17 protein-coding genes and 1 pseudogene are annotated in these 19,092 nt (G+C 33.2%); 2 read left to right on the top strand and 16 right to left on the bottom strand.

What is annotated here, in order from left to right; translation table 11 throughout:
- Positions 1–28 precede the first annotated feature (28 nt).
- The 7 genes and pseudogenes from CCY99_RS00460 to CCY99_RS00430 form a co-directional block, all read right to left on the bottom strand.
- On the bottom strand, positions 29–2,188 hold the full coding sequence (locus CCY99_RS00460) for a cation-translocating P-type ATPase (RefSeq protein ID WP_112059449.1): 2,160 nt from the start codon (positions 2,186–2,188) through the stop codon (positions 29–31).
- A 38-nt stretch (positions 2,189–2,226) separates the two neighbouring features.
- A complete protein-coding gene (locus tag CCY99_RS00455) occupies positions 2,227–2,967 on the bottom strand; it encodes a hypothetical protein (protein WP_112059448.1) in 741 nt (246 codons plus the stop codon).
- A gap of 23 nt (positions 2,968–2,990) precedes the next feature.
- Positions 2,991–3,713: a hypothetical protein gene (locus tag CCY99_RS00450; RefSeq protein ID WP_112059447.1), complete on the bottom strand. Its 723-nt coding sequence runs from the start codon at positions 3,711–3,713 to the stop codon at positions 2,991–2,993.
- Between the two features lie 293 nt (positions 3,714–4,006).
- A pseudogene (locus CCY99_RS00445) lies at positions 4,007–5,233 on the bottom strand (saccharopine dehydrogenase family protein); the annotation flags it as partial.
- A gap of 57 nt (positions 5,234–5,290) precedes the next feature.
- The gene (locus tag CCY99_RS00440) at positions 5,291–6,067 is read right to left on the bottom strand and encodes a DNA ligase (protein ID WP_258442921.1); all 777 of its coding nucleotides are present in this window, start codon (positions 6,065–6,067) and stop codon (positions 5,291–5,293) included.
- Between the two features lie 64 nt (positions 6,068–6,131).
- On the bottom strand, positions 6,132–6,686 hold the full coding sequence (locus CCY99_RS00435) for a GNAT family N-acetyltransferase (protein ID WP_181646777.1): 555 nt from the start codon (positions 6,684–6,686) through the stop codon (positions 6,132–6,134).
- A gap of 1 nt (position 6,687) precedes the next feature.
- Positions 6,688–7,725, bottom strand: a complete 1,038-nt coding sequence (locus CCY99_RS00430) for an AI-2E family transporter (RefSeq protein WP_112059443.1) — start codon at positions 7,723–7,725, stop codon at positions 6,688–6,690.
- A gap of 665 nt (positions 7,726–8,390) precedes the next feature.
- Here CCY99_RS00430 and CCY99_RS00425 point away from each other — a divergent pair.
- Both CCY99_RS00425 and CCY99_RS09375 read left to right on the top strand, forming a co-directional pair.
- Positions 8,391–9,026 carry a nitrous oxide reductase accessory protein NosL gene (locus CCY99_RS00425; protein ID WP_112059442.1) on the top strand — a complete coding sequence of 212 codons (636 nt, stop codon included), beginning with the start codon at positions 8,391–8,393 and terminating at the stop codon, positions 9,024–9,026.
- Between the two features lie 130 nt (positions 9,027–9,156).
- Positions 9,157–9,330 carry a hypothetical protein gene (locus tag CCY99_RS09375; protein WP_181646776.1) on the top strand — a complete coding sequence of 58 codons (174 nt, stop codon included), beginning with the start codon at positions 9,157–9,159 and terminating at the stop codon, positions 9,328–9,330.
- 86 nt (positions 9,331–9,416) lie between these two features.
- On the opposite strand, the gene ruvB is transcribed toward CCY99_RS09375, so the two are convergent.
- The 9 genes from ruvB to guaB all read right to left on the bottom strand — a co-directional run bounded on the left by ruvB (position 9,417) and on the right by guaB (position 19,085).
- Entirely contained in the window at positions 9,417–10,415 is a 999-nt protein-coding gene (gene ruvB / locus CCY99_RS00420) for a Holliday junction branch migration DNA helicase RuvB (protein ID WP_112059441.1), read from the bottom strand.
- A 12-nt stretch (positions 10,416–10,427) separates the two neighbouring features.
- Positions 10,428–11,213 carry a 3-methyl-2-oxobutanoate hydroxymethyltransferase gene (panB, locus tag CCY99_RS00415; RefSeq protein WP_112059440.1) on the bottom strand — a complete coding sequence of 262 codons (786 nt, stop codon included), beginning with the start codon at positions 11,211–11,213 and terminating at the stop codon, positions 10,428–10,430.
- Between the two features lie 87 nt (positions 11,214–11,300).
- The gene (locus CCY99_RS00410) at positions 11,301–12,092 is read right to left on the bottom strand and encodes an LEA type 2 family protein (protein WP_112059439.1); all 792 of its coding nucleotides are present in this window, start codon (positions 12,090–12,092) and stop codon (positions 11,301–11,303) included.
- 64 nt (positions 12,093–12,156) lie between these two features.
- Positions 12,157–13,509, bottom strand: a complete 1,353-nt coding sequence (gene gdhA, locus CCY99_RS00405) for an NADP-specific glutamate dehydrogenase (protein WP_112059438.1) — start codon at positions 13,507–13,509, stop codon at positions 12,157–12,159.
- Positions 13,510–13,577: 68 nt separating this feature from the next.
- Positions 13,578–15,428 carry an RNA polymerase sigma factor RpoD gene (rpoD, locus tag CCY99_RS00400; RefSeq protein WP_112059437.1) on the bottom strand — a complete coding sequence of 617 codons (1,851 nt, stop codon included), beginning with the start codon at positions 15,426–15,428 and terminating at the stop codon, positions 13,578–13,580.
- A 113-nt stretch (positions 15,429–15,541) separates the two neighbouring features.
- Entirely contained in the window at positions 15,542–16,309 is a 768-nt protein-coding gene (locus tag CCY99_RS00395; protein WP_112059436.1) for a carbon-nitrogen hydrolase family protein, read from the bottom strand.
- Positions 16,310–16,311: 2 nt separating this feature from the next.
- Positions 16,312–16,539, bottom strand: a complete 228-nt coding sequence (gene xseB, locus CCY99_RS00390; RefSeq protein ID WP_112059435.1) for an exodeoxyribonuclease VII small subunit — start codon at positions 16,537–16,539, stop codon at positions 16,312–16,314.
- A gap of 15 nt (positions 16,540–16,554) precedes the next feature.
- Positions 16,555–17,643: a homoserine O-acetyltransferase gene (locus tag CCY99_RS00385; RefSeq protein WP_112059434.1), complete on the bottom strand. Its 1,089-nt coding sequence runs from the start codon at positions 17,641–17,643 to the stop codon at positions 16,555–16,557.
- Positions 17,640–19,085: an IMP dehydrogenase gene (gene guaB, locus CCY99_RS00380; protein WP_112059433.1), complete on the bottom strand. Its 1,446-nt coding sequence runs from the start codon at positions 19,083–19,085 to the stop codon at positions 17,640–17,642. The genes CCY99_RS00385 and guaB overlap by 4 nt, the downstream gene beginning before the upstream one ends.
- Positions 19,086–19,092: the final 7 nt, after the last annotated feature.

Raw genomic sequence — 19,092 nt, 5'->3', positions numbered from 1 at the left:
TTTTGTGTTAAGATAATACAGAATCTATCTAAATCGCCCTATTTAATCGCAAGGAATTTAAAACAACACTAATAGAGCTAAGTCCCATAGCGATTCCTGCAATCATAGGATTTAACGCTAAATTAATATTAAATAAATATGGGATTCCAAGTGCTATGGGAATAGCACAAATATTATAAATAAATGCAAATGCAAGATTCTCTTTGATATTTTTTAATGTTTTCTTTGATAATACAATCGCCCTATAAAGGCTGTTTAAGTCAGTGCTTAAGAGTATAATATCAGCTTGTTTGATGGCAATATCATTAGCAAGAGATAGGGAGATTCCAATATCTGCTTTGCTTATAGCCAATGCATCATTTATGCCATCGCCAATAAATGCAACCTTATTATTTTCCTTTTGTAGATTTGTAATATAGTTTAATTTATCATTAGGGAGTTGTGAGTAATAAAATTCATCTATTCCACATAAAGACGCTACACTAGATACAGAATCCTTGCTATCGCCACTTAAAATGATACTTTTAATGCCTAAGCTTTTAAGATTAGATATTAATATTTTTGCATTTTCTCTTAAGCTATCAGCTATGATAAATGCACCACAATATATACCATCAATAGATATATATGCTAATGTGTGTTTGGAGACTATAAGAGAATCTTTATCTAAACCTATAAATTCGGCATTTCCAATTTTTATTAGATGATTTTCTACCATACCGCTAATCCCAAGTCCAACACTAGTTTTTACATCATTCGATTTTAATTCATTGTTTATATTAGGAATCTTAGATATATATTTTATAATTGCTTTTGCAATTAAATGCTCGCTTGCTTTTTCTAATGCATTACTTAGCGATAGGATTTGTTCTTTTGAGAAAGAGTTGTTTTCTTTTAATACAAAATCAATAACCTCTAACTCACCTTTTGTAAGTGTCCCTGTTTTATCAAACACAACTATATTAATCTTTGAGGTTTTTTCTAAGCTTTCACCACTTTTGAAATAAATGGCATTTTGTGAGGCTTTATTTGTGGCAACTAAAATACTAAGTGGTGTAGCCAATCCAAGTGCACAAGGACAAGAAATCAAAAGTGTAGAGGTTAAAACAATAAAAGAAAAATGAAAATCGCCCCTATAAATAAACCAAGCCAAAGCCCCAATAATTGATATAAAAATCACTATCGGCACAAAATACGCAGAAACAATATCCGCAATCCTAGCAATTGGGGCTTTTTTGATGCCTTGCATTAGATTTATAATTTTACCAATCATAGAATCTTCTTCTAAAGCAACCACTTTTAGCATAAATTGTTCATTTTGATTGATACTTCCGCTAAGGATAATATCGCCTTTTTGTTTTCTTTTATGCTTACTTTCTCCTGTTATTAGGCTTTCATCAACCTTGCATTCATTATTTATTAAAATTCCATCAAGGCTAACCATCGCACCTTTTGGAATGACGATAATATCATTTATGCAAATATCTTTAATATTTTTTTCTACAATATTATTATTTTGTAATACTAATGTCGTTTTAGGTAGTAGATTTATTAAATCTTTCAAGCCCGTTTTTGCGTTATCTGTGGCTTTATGCTCTAATCTCTTGCCAAGCATAATAACAGCTATTATAACCCCAGCACTCTCGAAATATATACTATGTAAAAGCTCTTGATTTATATTTAAAATATATAAAATAATCATATATAAACTATATAAAATAGCCGAACCACTTCCTAGCATAACAAGCGAATCCATATTTGGCACAAGATTCAATAACGATAAAAAACCTTTTTTGTAGATATTTCGTCCAGCATATAATATTGGTAAAAGTAGTATTATCTCAATCAAACATATTAGAATCTCATTATGCAAGTGTAAAAACATACTTCCCATTGATATTAAAAATAATGGGATAGCAAAGATTATGGCGATTAAATAGTCATTATTATAACTAGAATCTTTTTTTTGGGAATTTTTTAGAATCTCAGCACCATAGCCTAGCTTTTGGATATGCTTAATAATGTCATCAATATTTGCAGTTTTTTCATCATAGATAATAAACGCACTACCATTAATCAAATCAACTTCAATTTTATCAATATAGCTTTTGCGTCTAAATGAACGCTCGATAGAGCCGGAGCAAGCAGCACAGGTCATTCCTGTGATTTTTAATCTTAATTGTTTCAAGAGAATCCTATAAATTATAATGTTTTGTTTAAAAATTATTAAATTTTGTAATTGTATCCTAATACAAATATAATATTATTTTTTAGTATTACATTGTCAATATACATCGTATAGAATGGTATCACAAGTCCAAATTCTATAAAATGATTTCCTAGTGATTTGCTAATTCCTAGATTGACATTAAATCCGTGTGAAAAATATTTTTGTGAAAAATAATATTCCCCACCATATCCACCGCCAATATAAAAATGAAAAACCTTAAGATTGAGTAAAAAATCCGTATTAAAGTTTAATGCTAGTGCATTTGGGTTGTTATTATTTAGTGGGAATCTTCCTCCAACCTGAAAGTAGAATCTAAAAGCATTTAGATTGAGATAGTGTAAATAGCCTATTTTCCCCATAAATTCTAAGGATAATTGTCTTTTAGCATCATATGCATATAAATCTAAACCACCATTTATTCCTAAAAGCAAATACCCTTTTTTAGATGATATTCTCCTATTTTCTAATCGATTTGATGTTTGTGTGCTATTTTGTATTTCTATCCTTGAGTAATCGGGGGTTTTCTCTACTCTAGGAGGTCTTTCTTGCTTGTAGATGGAAGATGGGTGTAGCTCTTTATCTTTACTTGGAGGCAGTGGAGAATCTTCTAGCTTATCATAAGAGCTATCATAATCATCTAATCTATAATAATTATCACGAGCAAAAGCCAAATCAGCAATACACATAAGAGCTATAAGTAAAAATACGAAATTTTTAATTTTGCTTATATTTATCATTATAATCTAGAATCTTATTAAAATTAATCCTTATCACACAAACCATTGCTTGAGCCATAAATCAATCCACCGGGTGATATACAAATCGTAGCAGTTTGATTTCTTCGCTTTAGTTTTATTATTACATCAGTGGTTAATCTTTTTGGAAGTGTTGCAGTTGTTCCGGATATATTAACTGGACCGCAATAAGGAAGCCCTTCATTATCAAAGTAGACTCTAGCTGTATTAGTTTCTTTACAATCTTCTTGTATAGTAATACTATCATAATAGACATTGTATGTTTCATATAATCTAACTTCTTTTGCTATATTATTTTCACATTCGGTTGGTAGGTTGCTCATTGAATATGCACTTAAACAAGCTTTATTTTGTGGACTTTTAGCTATTAAGTCTCCAGCCATAGGGCGACCATCAAAGTTAGTAGTGCTTGCACTTCTACCGGTATCGGCATATATGCTATATCCTATATTATCTCCAGACATATGAAATTGCACTTGCCACATTCCAGCTTGCCAATATCGTGTTTGGGTGCTTTGATTGACAGAAGATGTTAGGCTATTATCTCCCATAGCATAATATCTATCATCTGTTTGTGCTAATAATTTTGCATATTTTATATTTTGTATCATATAGTCTGTTGCTTGTTGTAAGCCTGTTTGTGGGATATACATAATAGCAACTGCCGCCATTACACCTAGCATAACGATAATAAATACAAGCTCCATCATACTAAAAGCTTTTCTCATTGATAACTCCTTTAGAAGTTCTACTTTGGATTATATTGTAATATATATTTTATTAACTTTCTATTTATTTTTTATTCACATTAGTTATTTTCACAAATTTCACCTTTGTCATTTATCTCAAGGACATTCCAGCTTAAGCCTTGCTTATTTAGCTCCTCCATAAAATAATCTGGGTCATTCTGCTCCATATTCCACACACCAGCCCCATTCGCGGAATCTACCCCTTGATTTTCCCCGCCTTGTGGCATATCGCTATTATCAGCATTATTTGGAATCTTCGCATTCCCAACGCCCCATTTCCCCTCGCAGATTAGCTTCGCACCAATCATCGCAGGCACGCCAGTCGTGTAGCTCACGGCTTGCGCTCCCACTTCCTTATAGCAATCCTCGTGGTTACAGACATTGTAAATATAGATTATCCGCTCAGCTCCACCTTTGCGACCTTTTATAAAGCAGCCGATATTTGTTTTCCCCTTAGTGCGAGAAGCAAGGCTCGCTGGGTCTGGTAGAAGCGTCTTTAGCACTTGGATTGGGATAATTTTAGCTCCATTATGCTCGACTTCATCGACCCTCAAAAGCCCCACATTCTCAAGGCATTTCATATGCGTCAAGTAAGATTCTCCAAAGGTCATAAAAAAGCGGATTCGTTTCAATCCTTTAATATTTCTAACCAGCGATTCTAGCTCCTCGTGATAAAGCAAATAGCTACTTTTACTCCCAACCTCAGGGTATTCCCAATCTTTCATCAACGCCAGTGGGGCTACATCTCGCCACTCACCGCCAAAATAAGGCTCATTTTTAAGTTCTTGTGTGTTGGCATTTAGTGCGAAATGCTTATCCTTTCTATCAAATTTATTATAGAATTTATCCCTTGATAAATCGAAGTTAAACACCCAGTGGCTCGAAGAATCCTTCACCCAAAATCTAGCCTTAGAGCTAACCTCGCGCAAATTTATCTCTGGGTTGAAATTCGTCGCAAATGCGTAGCCGTGGTCGCCTGCATTACAATCTAAAATATCAATAGATTCTATGCTATCAAAATAATGCTTTAAGGCGTAGGCACAGAATACATTCGTAACGCCCGGGTCAAAGCCACTTCCCAAAAGAGCGAAGATTCCAGCCTTTTTGAAACGGTCATCATACGCCCACTGCTCCTTATACTCAAAGTGTGCGGAATCTGGATGCTCGTAGTTTGCGGTATCCAAATAATGCGTTTTTGTCCTTAAACACGCCTCCATAATAGCTAAATCTTGGTAGGGCAGGGCGACATTTACCACGACTTTTGGCTTGTATTTTTCTATTAGAGCCACGATTTCATCGACATTATCGGCATTGACTTTGTCGCATTCGATTTCGCCAAAGCCTTTTTGGGCGATAGATTCGGCGATTTCTTGGCATTTTTTTAATGTGCGAGAAGCTAGGATAATGCGAGAGAACACATCTCTATTCATCGCCATTTTATGTGCCACCACGCCACCTACGCCACCAGCTCCAATCTGCAAAACTATATTTTCTTTCATTTTAAACTCCGCTTTATTTTAGATTCTATCAAAATTATTTAACTATCATTTTACAAGCTATTCTTTAATTCGTAGGAATATCGGAAATCTAGGAATATTATTTGTGGTTTTGCCACTATATTTATATTCAACAATGCTTCCAATGGGAGGAGGATTCTCCCTAAAATCATCACTTAAACCGCTACCAATCTTAAATTCCATTATCTTATCTTTGCAAATAATACTCCCAACCTTATTTATAAATTTCCCCTTGCCTTGCGTATATCCTACAACCTTGCAATCAGCACTTAGGAATTTTTTGAGTTTCAAATCATATTTACTTCGTCCTTTGATATATGGCTTGTTCTTATGTCTTAATACTAATCCCTCGCCTTTAGCATTTGTGATTAAATCAAGCCTAGAATCTAGCTCATCAAAGCTATTAATATCCATTTGTGGAATAATCTTTATATATTTATTTGGGTGATTTTGCAAATAAGATTCTAGAATCTTCAAGCGATTTAATAACCCATATAATTCACTTGGCACATCAAAGATGTAGAATCTTAAATCATTCCATAGAATCTTATTTTCATCGGTATTGATAATCTTAACAGCATATGAGAAACTATCCCTTTTATGCCACAATTCACCATCAATACTAAATGGCGGAAAATCTTTTATAAACCATTGTGGTGGATTTAGCTTGTTGCCATTCCTTGAATATAGATTTTTCCCATCCCAAAATGCTCTAATGCCATCTAGCTTTTCACTAATAAGGAAATTTTCCAAACCCTCTTGCTTAATAAAATTTTTATCATATTCACTAAGTAACATTAAATCTAAAGCATTTATAAAACAGAAATTAACAAAAAATAATAAAAGTATTTTTTTGATGCCACCCTCGCTAAAATAAATTTTATGATACTTGATATTGTTGTAGTTCCCTTGCCATTACAACTTCATTGATTATATAACCCTTGCCAATGTCGATTTGCATATTATCTTTGCGGTAGAATCCAAGCCTTTCATACGCATCTATGGCACTTTTATTATGTTTATTTACCATTAGCCATATTTGGGCGGAATCTTTAGAGTGCTTTATGATATATTCCAATACTGCCTTTCCTATGCCAAGTCCACGAAATTGCTTTAAAATATATAATTTATGCAAAAATATATCATTTTCGCCCATTTCTTTAATATCGCAGATTCTATTATTTGTGCATTTTGTTTCACTTCGTTTTACAAAGCTTAGATAGCCAATATTTTGGTCATTTTTTTGTAATAGAAAGTATTTATAGCCATCATTTATCTCTTTATTTATGCTTTCAATATTATGGATAGATTCCAGCATATATCGCACTTGAAAATCCCCAAGCATCGGTTTATAATACTCATTCCAAATCTTATTTGCAAGTTCACTTACAATCTTTAGCAATCTAGGGTTTTTAACCTCTATGAAATTTAGCATTTTATTCTCCATTTTTAAATTTATCTTTATACATTCTAAGTAATGCTATAAAAAACGCACTCATCGTAGGTCCAATGATAATCCCCCAGAATCCAAAGCTTGCAAGTCCTGCTAAAATCGCTATAAATATTATCATCTCATTAATATCAACAGGATTTTTTAGTAGGATTCTATTTACAACGCTTATTATTATTGGTTTTATTACATTATCAATTACCATACCAATAAAAACTAGGGAATAAATCGATATGAAAATAGCACCCTTTAAATCCCCCGTCCAATATATGTATAATCCCACAGGCACCCAAACCAAAGCTCCGCCAACAACTGGAATAATAGATGCTAATCCATATAACACACCAAATAAGATTCCGCTGAATCCAAAAATATATGCAACAATTCCAAAGCTTAAACCTTGAAGTATCATTGATATTATTGTGGTGAAAAATACAACCCTAAGCACTCCGCTAACTTCACTTAGGATTTCATTGCTATTTTGTTTGTCAAATGGGATAATATCAACAATGTAATTTTTCAAAAATATACCATAATAATAAAATAGATATAAAAAGATTAAGATAAACACTAAATCAGTGATAAATCTAACTCCAGCCTTACCTACGATACCGCTAAAATTCATAGCGTGGCTTATTAGGGTGTTTATATTTATAGATTTTAGTGCATTTACTAGTCTTTCTTGGATTGTGGAGGGAAACTGTTCTAATATTACTATGGATTTAGCTTTTAATTCATTGATAAAATTTGATAGTTTTAAAATATCAATATTTGCAATCTCTTTTACCATTTCATTACCGACTAATATAAGCGGGACGATAAACACACCTAAAAATATAACTAATGTTAAGAAAGATGAAATGAGATTGTATTTTATATATCTATCGATTATTTTTTTAAGCCCAAATGTAGCAACACAAAGCAATAAGGCTATTACAAAATTCATCAAAAATGGTTTATATAATTGCAAAATCCAATAAAAAGTTATTAGAAATATAATCCAAAAGAAATATTTTGGTTTCAAATACCACTTCCTTGCTTTTTATTAAAATAGATTTTCATTTGAGATTCCAAGTAAATCATATAGTTTTTGTTTGATTTTATTTTTATAAATATCCTTTGAAATATTGTGCTAAATTTTAAGAACTTTATATTACACAAAACAACTTTAAAAAATACTATATAGCGAATATTGCAATTTTGTATTTATCGCTTTTTGGTTTATTTGTGCTGAATTTCTAGTCGCTTAAGTTAGATTTTAGTGGTTTAGGACTCTTAAATGTAAAATTGGCAAAATATGCAGTGGGTGGAAATAGAAAAGAAAAGATAAAATTTTTGGTAAAGATTTCTTAAGCGAATCTATTTTTTTAATTTAGGCTAAGAATCTTTTCTTTAAGATTCACAAAGTGTTAGCTTCCCATAAAACGAGCTTTAGTAAAGTTTCCCATAAAACAAGCGGGGCGTAACTTTCTGTAAAAAGGCTTTAGCTCCTCTCATTTCCTATGCCAAAAATTATAAATAATAGAGCCACACAGCACAAAGGGGTAGATATAAAAATTATAATTTAAAATTTTTAATTATTAAAAGAATCTTTATTTTAAGCGAATCTATTTTTTTAAATCAAATCCCAAGATTTCTTTTTAAAATGCTAGAATCTAATCTAGCAAAAAACAAAAATTAAGGAGAATTATGAAAAAGTTGGTATTTATGGTATTTGCGGCGATTTTTGGCTTTAGCTTTGCCTTTGGGGCGGAGTTTTGCGAGATATGCGGTATGAACCTAGAACATCACAAAAAAAGCTCTCATGAGCTAATAGATGGCGAAGCAAATCACGGCGATGAATCTCACACCTGCTCACTTCATTGTGCGTTTGAAAAAAGTGGGAAATCAATGGATATAAGCAAATATAAGGGCTTTGATAATGTAAGTGGCGAGTTTAGAAGTATTACAGATTTATTCTATGTAATTGGTAGCTCCAAAAAAAGTGCAATGACTAGTGAGAGCGAATTTGCCTTTAGCACGAGGGCAGAGGCAGAGAAATTTGCCAAAGAAAATGGTGGTAGAATAATCGAGGGAAAAGAAATATTAGAATATGAAAGTAAAAAATTTGACGCAGATTCTAAAATGATAAAGCAAAATAGGGCAAAAATGGCACTAACTGGCAAGAAAATCGCCGAAGAATATTGCGAAGTAGAAGCATTAGAAAAACTAGCAAAAGATTCCAGCAATGTAGCGATTTTTAAAACCAAAGCAAAAGGGCATTGCAAAAATATCGATGGCAAGGGACTTCACGCTGTAAGTATATATTTTTGGGATAAGCGATAGAATCTTAAGAATTCCTTAGAGTTTGGGTTTTTATTTAGATTCTTAGAATCTACTAAATCTTAGGCGTTTATGAATCTTTATATGGATTTTTGGTAGTTTGCGAATCTAGATTCCACGAAGTCGCGGAATCTTGGGAATATTTGGCGATTTAGATTCCCATTTAGATTCTTTGAATCTACTAAATCTTTGGCGATTTATAAAACTAGATTCTCGTTATAGCTTGGATTCTGCGGGTATTATAGATTCGCTGAATCTTGGGAATCTTTATATTTTAGATTCTTTAATGTATAAATTTGGATTTTAGGCTTTTTAGATTCTACAAAATTTACGATTCTTAAAGTAGTAATTTAAGCGAATTTTAAGCATAAATCTAAAATCTTTAGCAAAATATCAAAATAGGCTATTAAGTGGAATCCCAAGTAATTCGTGGGATTTTCTAGTGGCAATTCGCCCTTTTGCGGTTCGCTCGATGTAGCCATTTGACAATAAATACGGCTCGATTATGTCCTCTATCGTGCGTTCATCTTCGCTTAATGCCGCAGCAATGGTATTTAGCCCAATCGCCTTTGGGGAATACTCCACTAAAAGCTTTAAAAACGCCAAGTCCAGCTCATCAAAGCCCCGCTCATCGACCCCAAGCTCATTTAGCGCCTCAATAGTCCGCTCTAGCGATATTTCACTTTCATTATGAAACTCCGCAAAATCCCTAATTCGCTTTAGCAATCTTAAAGCCACGCGTGGCGTCCCACGCGACCTTTTGGCGATTTCTTGTGTGGATTCTAGCGAACAGATTTTATTTAGCTTTTTTGAAGCAAGTGCGATGATGTGGGACAGCTCATCAATGCTATAAAACTGCATTCGAAAGATTATGCCAAATCTATCCCGCAAAGGATTTGATAGCATTCCAGCGCGTGTAGTCGCCCCAATTAGCGTGAATTCCTCGATATTTATCTTTATAGTTTGTGCCGCGGGTCCAGAGCCAATAATTATATCAAGCCTAAAATCCTCCATCGCCGAGTATAAAATCTCCTCGATATGGCTTGAAAGGCGGTGAATCTCATCGATAAATAGAATATCGCCCTTGCTAAGATTAGTCAAAATCGCCGCTAAATCGCCACTTTTCTCAATCATCGGGGCGGAAGTAACCTTGATATTGCTCTCCATTTCATTTGCGATAATATACGCCAGAGTGGTTTTCCCAAGCCCCGGCGGACCAAAAAGCAAGATATGGTCTAGCGACTCAGCCCTTTTTTTGGCGGCATTTATGGAGATATGGAGATTTTTCTTAATGCTCTCCTGCCCGATGTAATCGCTAAATCTTGCGGGGCGAAGGGAGCTTTCCTCCTTTTCCTCGAACTCGATTTTTTCAATCTCTACTAATCGCTCCATTTTCCACTTTCTCTAATAGCTTTCATTGTCATTTGGGAATTTACCCTCTTTTATGTCCCTCGCATACGCACGAATGGCGTCTTTTAATAGCTCCTTGCCATTTAGATATTTACGGACAAACTTTGGCGTGAATTCATCGAAGAATCCAAATGCATCGCTCCACACTAAGACCTGCCCGTCGCACCCTACGCCACTTCCAATGCCAATCGTAAAGGCGGATAATTTATTGGTTAGATTCTCCGCCACTTCCTTTTTAGTCCCTTCAATTAGGAATCCAAATGCCCCGCTTTTCTCCAGCTCCAAAGCTAAGGAGAGCATTTCCTCTGCCTCATTTTGGCTTTTCCCCTTAATCTTATATCCGCCCTCGAAGCGGTAAAACTGCGGCTTAAGCCCAATGTGTGGCATAACTGCAATGCCGTTATCCACGAGCTTTTCTACCATCTCAATCTTGCTTTCTCCCACCTCGATTTTTATGGCGTCCGCACCGCCCTCTTTATATAACCTCGTGGCGTTTTTGAGTGCCTCATCAGTCGTGTTATACGAGCCAAAAGGCATATCAGCGATTAGAAAAGATTCCTTAACGCCCCGCCGAACGGCTTTTGTATGATATAGCATATCGTCAAAGCTCAGTGGAATCGTATCTTTATGCCCCCCAAAGCTCATAGATAGGCTATCGCCCACTAAAATCATATCCACCTCGCCATCAAAAATCGAAGCGAAAAGTGCGTCATATGCGGTGATAACGGCGATTTTCTCCTTGCCTTTTTTCTTTTGCAAAGTGGTTAGTGTAGTTTTCATTTCAACTCCTAAAATATTAAATATCCTTAAAAGATAAGCAAATTTTAGTATATTTTAAATATTATCTTAATAATTAGAAAGTTATTTTTAAAATTTCTTTTTAAAATCTAATGGTATTTTATATGGAATCCCATCTAATTGGATATTAGTTTTAATTTCTAATTCAATGTTTGTTATATCTTTTAGTGCATTTACTCCAATAGAGAATAAATTCAAGTCATCTAATATAATATCAAAACTACCATCATCATTTTTTACGCTTGCTGCTATTCCATTAAAACTTTTATCATTTAGATTTATATTGTAGTATATATCATCAATCGTAAAATTTTTCTCTGTATTGTTTTTTATATTAAATACACTTTTTATATTCAATGGTGGTTGAAACTCCATACTTTTTAAGGTAAATTGAGGATTTATTGTAGGGATATTTAATACTATAGAATCTTTTAGTTGATAATTACCTAGTATATTTTTTGGTAAAGGCAGTGTAAAAGCAACTTCAATCTTAAAAGGTAGATATTCTACGCTTGTGTAGTCTTTTATAATCTTTGCTAAATCTATCGTGCTTAATGCAGAATCTAACTTAATATCACTTGAAACAAATGATTTTAGTTTTATATCTCCTGTTATATTATTGGAGTTTATAATCCTATCTTGATAATAAACATTTACCATTATATCTTTTAAATTAATATCAATAGGATATGGATTTTTTATATTTATGCTTATATCTAAATCTATGGAATCCAATCCTATTCCGCTTATTTGAATACTATTTATCTTAAGTGTTGGCGATAGATTTGTCTCTTCTACACTTGGATTCTTTATACAAGCACTAAATACAATAGCTATTAAAAAAATAAAAACATACTTCAAACTTAAACCTTTATGAAGCAATATTAATCTTTGGAATTCCAAAGATTAATATCTTACAATTTTTTTATAATACCCCTTGGTCAATCATAGAATCTGCCACTTTTCTAAATCCGGCAATATTCGCACCAACTACAAGATTCCCTTTTGCTCCAAATTCTTTTGCAGTTTCATTTGCATTATTGAATATATCCTCCATAATTTGATGTAATCTTTTATCAGTATATTCAAAAGTCCAAGGAGTCATACTTGCATTTTGTGCCATTTCCAAGCCACTCACAGAAACACCGCCTGCATTTGCTGCTTTGCCCGGTCCATAGCAGATTTTAGCTTTGATAAATTCATGAACGGCATCAATAGTAGAAGGCATATTTGCCCCCTCGCTTACGCATTTACAACCATTTTGAAGCAATGCTTTTGCATCATTTAGATTCAGCTCATTTTGTGTAGCACTTGGGAATGCTGCAAAACAAGGGATGTGCCATACTGGATTTGTATCTTTTTTATATTTTGATATTGGAGTGTATTTAGCAGATTTTTTTGCTTTTGCATATTCCTCTAAACTCGCTCTTTTTATTTCTTTTACTTCTTTTAATAATGCTAAATCAATTCCACTTTTATCATAAATCATACCTTTAGAATCGCTTATTGTTACAGGAATAGCACCTAATTGTTGGAGTTTTTCTATAGTGTATATTGCCACATTTCCACTTCCAGAAACAGTGCAAATCTTGCCCTCTAGGTCTTCTTTCTTTTCTTTTAACATTTCTTGTGCGAAATACACACAACCATATCCTGTAGCTTCCGTTCTAACCAAGCTTCCGCCCCAATTTAGTGCTTTTCCTGTTAAAACACCCTCGACTCTATTTGTTAGTTTTCTATATTGTCCATAAAGGTATCCAATTTCCCTACCGCCTACGCCTATATCTCCAGCTGGGACATCTGTATTTGCACCAATGTGGCGATATAATTCATTCATAAATGCTTGGCAGAATCTCATTATTTCACCATCGCTTTTGCCTTTTGGGTCAAAGTCGCTTCCACCTTTTCCGCCACCCATAGCAAGTGTAGTTAATGCATTTTTAAAGATTTGTTCGAATCCCAAGAATTTAATAATACCCGGATTCACACTTGGGTGGAATCTAAGCCCACCTTTATATGGACCAATAGCGGAATTAAACTCAACTCTACAAGCCCTATTTACTTGAATCTTGCCTTTATCATCGACCCAAGTTACACGAAAATATATTTCTCTATCTGGAATTACCAATCGCTCTAAAATGGCATTTGCCTCATATTTTTTATATTTTTTTAGAATTGGCTCTAAGGATTCCACAACTTCTCTTACTGCTTGATGAAACTCGTGCTGAATTGGATACTTTTCCTTAACTAACTTCATAATATTGCTTATATATTCCATATTTTCCCCTTTTATTTTAAGATAATGGAATTATATCTTTGCTTTACTTAAATTTTTAAGGTATAAAGTCAATCTTCTATATATTTTTTAAGATTTTTTCCTACTCTAGGGTGTTTTAATTTTTTTATAGCACTAGATTCTATCTGTCTAACTCGCTCTCGTGTAACATTTAATTCCTTGCCTATTTCCTCTAGTGTTCTATCGCTTTCATCATCTAAGAGTCCGAATCTCATCTTAATCACAGCTCTTTCGCGTTCATTTAACTGCAATAAAACATCATCAATTTGTCCCCTCAAATCCTCTTTTAAAACCTGCTCCATTGGTCCAATGGTATTTTTATCCTCTACAAAATCCCCATATTTTCCATCTTCATCATTTCCTATAGGTGCATCAAGGCTTATAGGTTCTTTTGTCATTTTTATAACATTTTTAATCTTATCTGTTGGTAATGAAACCTCTTTTGCGATATATTCTATATCAGGCTCTTTCCCATGCTTTTGAATATAATCTCTTTGTGTTTTATTGATTTTATTTACTGTATCAATCATATGAATAGGGATTCTAATAGTTCTTGCTTGGTCTGCTATCGCTCTACTTATAGCTTGTTTTATCCACCAAGTAGCATAAGTTGAAAATTTATAATCTCTTTTATATTCAAATTTATCTACCGCTTTCATTAACCCAATATTGCCTTCTTGGATTAAATCCAAAAATGGGAGTCCCCTATTTGTGTATTTTTTAGCATTTGATACAACAAGCCTTAGGTTGCTTTTTGCCATTTTATTTTTTGCTTTATCTACAATTAACTTTCCTCGTTTTATCTGCTCCAAGATTTCTTTTAATTTTTCTGGGTCAAGATTAAAACTCTCTTTTGATGCTTCTTTTGTTTGGAGTAGTTTTTTAATCTCCACATAAGTGCTTACCATCGTTGTTTCTGGGACTGATGCTGCAATATCTGCTTTAGACATATTTAGTATATTCGATAGAATTTTTTTATGATTTTCAATCAATGCTTCATTAAATAGCGGAAGTTTATATTCCAATCGCTTCATTTCTTTATCAAAGCTTTCATCACCCTTTAGGACATTTTCCATAATTTTTACAATCTCTGTAATAAGTTTGCTAGTTGGTCCTAATGCGATTAATTTCTCTTTTAAAACCTCTTTTTTATGTGCTAAAAGTAAAATATATCCCAAATCATTTGGGTCTTCTGGCACGATTTCAAGCACTTTTAATCGTTCTTTTTTGGCTTTGTCTAATTCCTTAAATGCGGCTATTACAGCTTTTACCCTTTCGCTATCTTTTGAAGATTTTTTTTCTTGTTCCTCTCCATCCTCTCCGTCCTCATTTTCTTCATCAAAGGAATCTTTATCATCTTTATCTTCAAAATTTTTAAATAATTCTTTAACTCGTCTTTCCCTATTTATCAATGCATCTCTATAATTATAAATGAAATCCATTAGGTATGGAACGGAGCAAATGGCATCAATTATTATATTTTCTCCATCCTCTATGTTTTTTCCAAGCTCTTTTTCTTCCTCTTTAGTAAGGAGTTGAATCTGCCCCATCTCACGCAAATACATTCTAACAGGACTATCACTTCTACTCCATTCTAAAGTCTCCCTTTCTTTGGCAAAATCAAATTCATCTTCGAGATTCTCATTAATCTGTTTTTGTTTATTTTCTTTTGCTAGTATTTTTTCCTCATAATTTAATTTTTTGGCTAATTCAGAAGAGCTAACAAATGTTTTTTTATATTTTTTGGCAAATTCTTTAATCTTTTTAATTTGGGTTGCAGTTGCAGGTTTTTTAAGAATAGAAGCTATTTCTTCATAAGCTACAAAATCACTTTGTTCTTTAAATAAGCTTTCTAATTGCTCCATTGTAGATTTTACTTTTGTTTCATTAGATTTAGGCATCGTGGTTTCCTTGTGAAAGATTATTAGGTTATAAAAGTTTTAGTAAATCAAATTTTAATTAAATATTTTTTAAGTTGGGGATTCTATCATACTTCTTTTTAAAAAAAGTTAAATCACCTAAATCCCCAATCATTTCTAGCATCATCGAGCATATTTTTTTTAAGCTCACTTACTAAAATCCCTTCTTTATCTCCTAGCATATCGCCAATATTTCCATTAGGTAAAGCAATAAAAGAGTTCCCATAAAATTCCCAAATAACATTATTTTCTATATATTTTCCTATTTTATTTACCCTAACTACAAAACAATTATTTAAAAAACTTCTTGTTTGTAATAATCTAGCCCATCTTGCATTTGAATTAAAAGTGCTTGCGGTAGGCACGATAACAACATCAACATTTTTATTTTTTAGCTTAATCCAAAATTCATCAAAATGTGCCTCAAATCCAAATAATACACTAACATTAAATCCAGCTATTTTAAATACTATAGGCTCTTTGCTTTTTAAATCATTATCAAAAAAATCCCTTTCATTCCAATGCTCCATATTCATTAGTTTTTGCGATTGATAAAATGTAGTTTTTTTAGGATTCGCAATCATTATACTTTTAAAGAATTTATTATTTTTACATTCGATTATTGGCACGACTATCGTTGTATTGTTTGTCGTTGCAAGATGTTTGAAATATGCTTCCTGTGCTTTAAACTCATCTTTTAGGCTATCTTTTTTTGAGTTATATTGTTTAAAAAATAGATTGCTTACATACTCGCCAATAACTACCATATCTATTTTGTGTTTTTTAATAGAGTTTGTTATATATTTGCTAAAAATCTTGCTATTTGGTTTTATATTTTCAAATTGTGAAATGATGATTTTCATAATTAATTACCTTCTTGATGCGATTTATCTACTGATTTTATATTAGTTTCTTTTGTGGAATCTTTTATCTCATTATAGAGAATCTTGGCTTCTTCAAGCATTTTCTGTGCTTCGCTTATCTCTTTTATCCCCTCTTTGTATAATTCCATTCCATCTTTTAGGCTTAAATCTGCGTTATTTAGGGAATCTAGTATTTCCTTTATCCTTTTTATTCTATCTTCAAAATCCATTATAATTCCTTGATTTTACTTTAATATATGTTGTAAATAATCGGCATATTTATTACATTCTACAAGAAAGCTATCGTGCCCATAATCGCTCTCTACAATATAATGAGAGCATAAGCTTCCATTTCCTGCTTTATCCATAGTGTTTTTTATTTCTTGCATTTCTTCTGTGAAAAACATATTATCGCCACTAAAGCTAATCAAATAAAGTTTATTTTTTATATGTTTTAATGCATCGCAAAGGTCGATAAATCCATATGATAAATCATAAATGCTAATTGCTTTTAATAAATACAATAAGCACATCGGGTCAAATGTATTAGCAAAATTATCTCCATTATATTCCAAATATCGCTCAATCTCGAATCTTCCAAAAAGCTCAAAAAGTCCATCGTGATTAACATAGTTTCTACCGAATTTTTTCTGCATTGTATTTTTTGTTATATATTGTAAGAATCCCGTCATTCTAGCCACTTTTAAGCCATTTAAGATTGGTTTATAGGTCAAATCATAATTTCCATTATCAAAATTTGGGTCGTTCCTTATAGCTTCACTCATAATCTTATTAAATGCTATTACAAAAGGGCTTGTTGCGTGTGTTGTGCTTAATGCTATAAATCTATTTGCAATATTAGGATACATAATAGCAAAGCTAAGCGTTTGCATTCCACCCATAGAGCCACCAATAATTGCGTGAAGCTTAGTAATATTTAGTGAATTTAGCAGAATCCTTTGTGCTTTTATCATATCAAATATGGTAATTACAGGAAATTTTAAGCGATAATGTTTTGTTGTGGGATACATTTGGCTTATTGGAGAAGTTGAGCCAAATGCACTTCCAAGTGAATTAGTGCAAATTACATAGTATTTATTTGTATCAATTGCTTTATTTTCTCCTATTAGATTATCCCACCAACCCCTTTTATCATTCACTTCTCCAGCACAATATTGAGAGCCACTTAATGCGTGGCATACTAATATGCAATTACTTTTATCTTCATTTAATTCACCATAAGTAGCATAGGCAATATCATAAGGCTCTAGAATCCTCCCACTTTGTAGATATAGTGGATTTGTAAAATGAGCTATGTGGGATTCTATTTTCATCCGTGATAATTTGGAGCTTCTTTAGTAATATCCACATCGTGGACATGAGATTCTCTTAAACCAGCACTTGTAATTTCTACAAATTCTACTTTTTCCCAAAGATTTGGAATATCTTCTGCCCCTAAATATCCCATAGAGCTTCTAAGACCACCTTCAAGTTGAAATATAATATCACCTATTTTGCCACGATAAGGAACTCTCCCCTCAATGCCCTCAGGGACTAGTTTATCTTGTGCTATTCCATCTTGGAAATACCTATCACTACTTCCAGCAGTCATTGCTGCGATACTTCCCATTCCACGATAGCTTTTATATTGTCTGCCTTGAAATATCACTAAATCGCCCGGAGATTCTTCACAACCAGCAAGTAAGCTTCCTATCATAACCGAGCTTGCCCCAAGTGCGATTGCTTTCGCCACATCGCCAGAGTATTTTATTCCACCATCAGCGATAATAGGAATATTATGTTTTTTTGCTTCTGCCGCACATTCCATAATCGCCGATATTTGTGGCATTCCTACACCCGCAACAATCCTAGTAGTGCAAATGCTACCCGGACCAATTCCCACTTTTACTGCGTCTGCTCCTGCATTTATCAAATCCTTTGTGGCTTGTTTTGTAACGACATTGCCAACGATTATATCAATACTTAATTGCTGTTTTATTAGCTCGATAGTTTTTAGGATATTCTTTGAGTGTCCGTGTGCGGAATCTAGCACAATTACATCAACCCCAGCTTCTACTAATGCCCTTGCTCTATCTATCTCTAAAACTCCGATAGCAGCCCCCACTCTAAGTCTTCCAAAATCATCTTTATTTGAGTTTGGATATTCTATTCTTTTTTGTATGTCTTTTATGGTGATTAAACCTTTTAATATATTATCATCATTCACAATGGGAAGTTTTTCTATCTTGTGTAAGTGCATAATATTTTTTGCCTCTTCTAGGCTTGTATTTTCCTTTGCGGTTATTAATGGCACTTTTGTCATAACATCACCAACTAGCTTACTTAGGTCATTTTCAAATCTTGTATCCCTATTTGTTAGGATTCCAATGAGTTTCCCATAGTTATCGACCACAGGCACACCGCTAATTTTATAATTATCAGTGATTAATTTTGCATCTGCTAATGTTCTATCTGCTTGTATATAAATGGGGTCGTTTATAACGCCACTTTCGCTTTTTTTGACCTTTTTGACCTCTTTGATTTGCGAGGCTGTGTCCATATTTTTATGGATTATGCCAATTCCCCCCATTCTCGCCATAGATATTGCTGTTCTATGCTCTGTTACTGTATCCATCGCTGCACTTACAAATGGGGAATTAAGAGAAATATTTTTGGTAAGTTTGCTATTTACATTGACTTCTTTTGGTAAAACTTCGGAATATGCGGGGATTAGTAAAATATCTTCGAAAGTTAAAGCTTTTCTAATTTTTTGCATTTCATTT

Origin of the sequence: Helicobacter sp. 16-1353 (assembly GCF_003288815.1) — a bacterium.
GTDB lineage: Bacteria > Campylobacterota > Campylobacteria > Campylobacterales > Helicobacteraceae > NHYM01.
The sequence above is the reverse complement of the archived record's forward strand: the minus strand, read 5'-3'. Positions and strand labels throughout refer to the sequence as shown.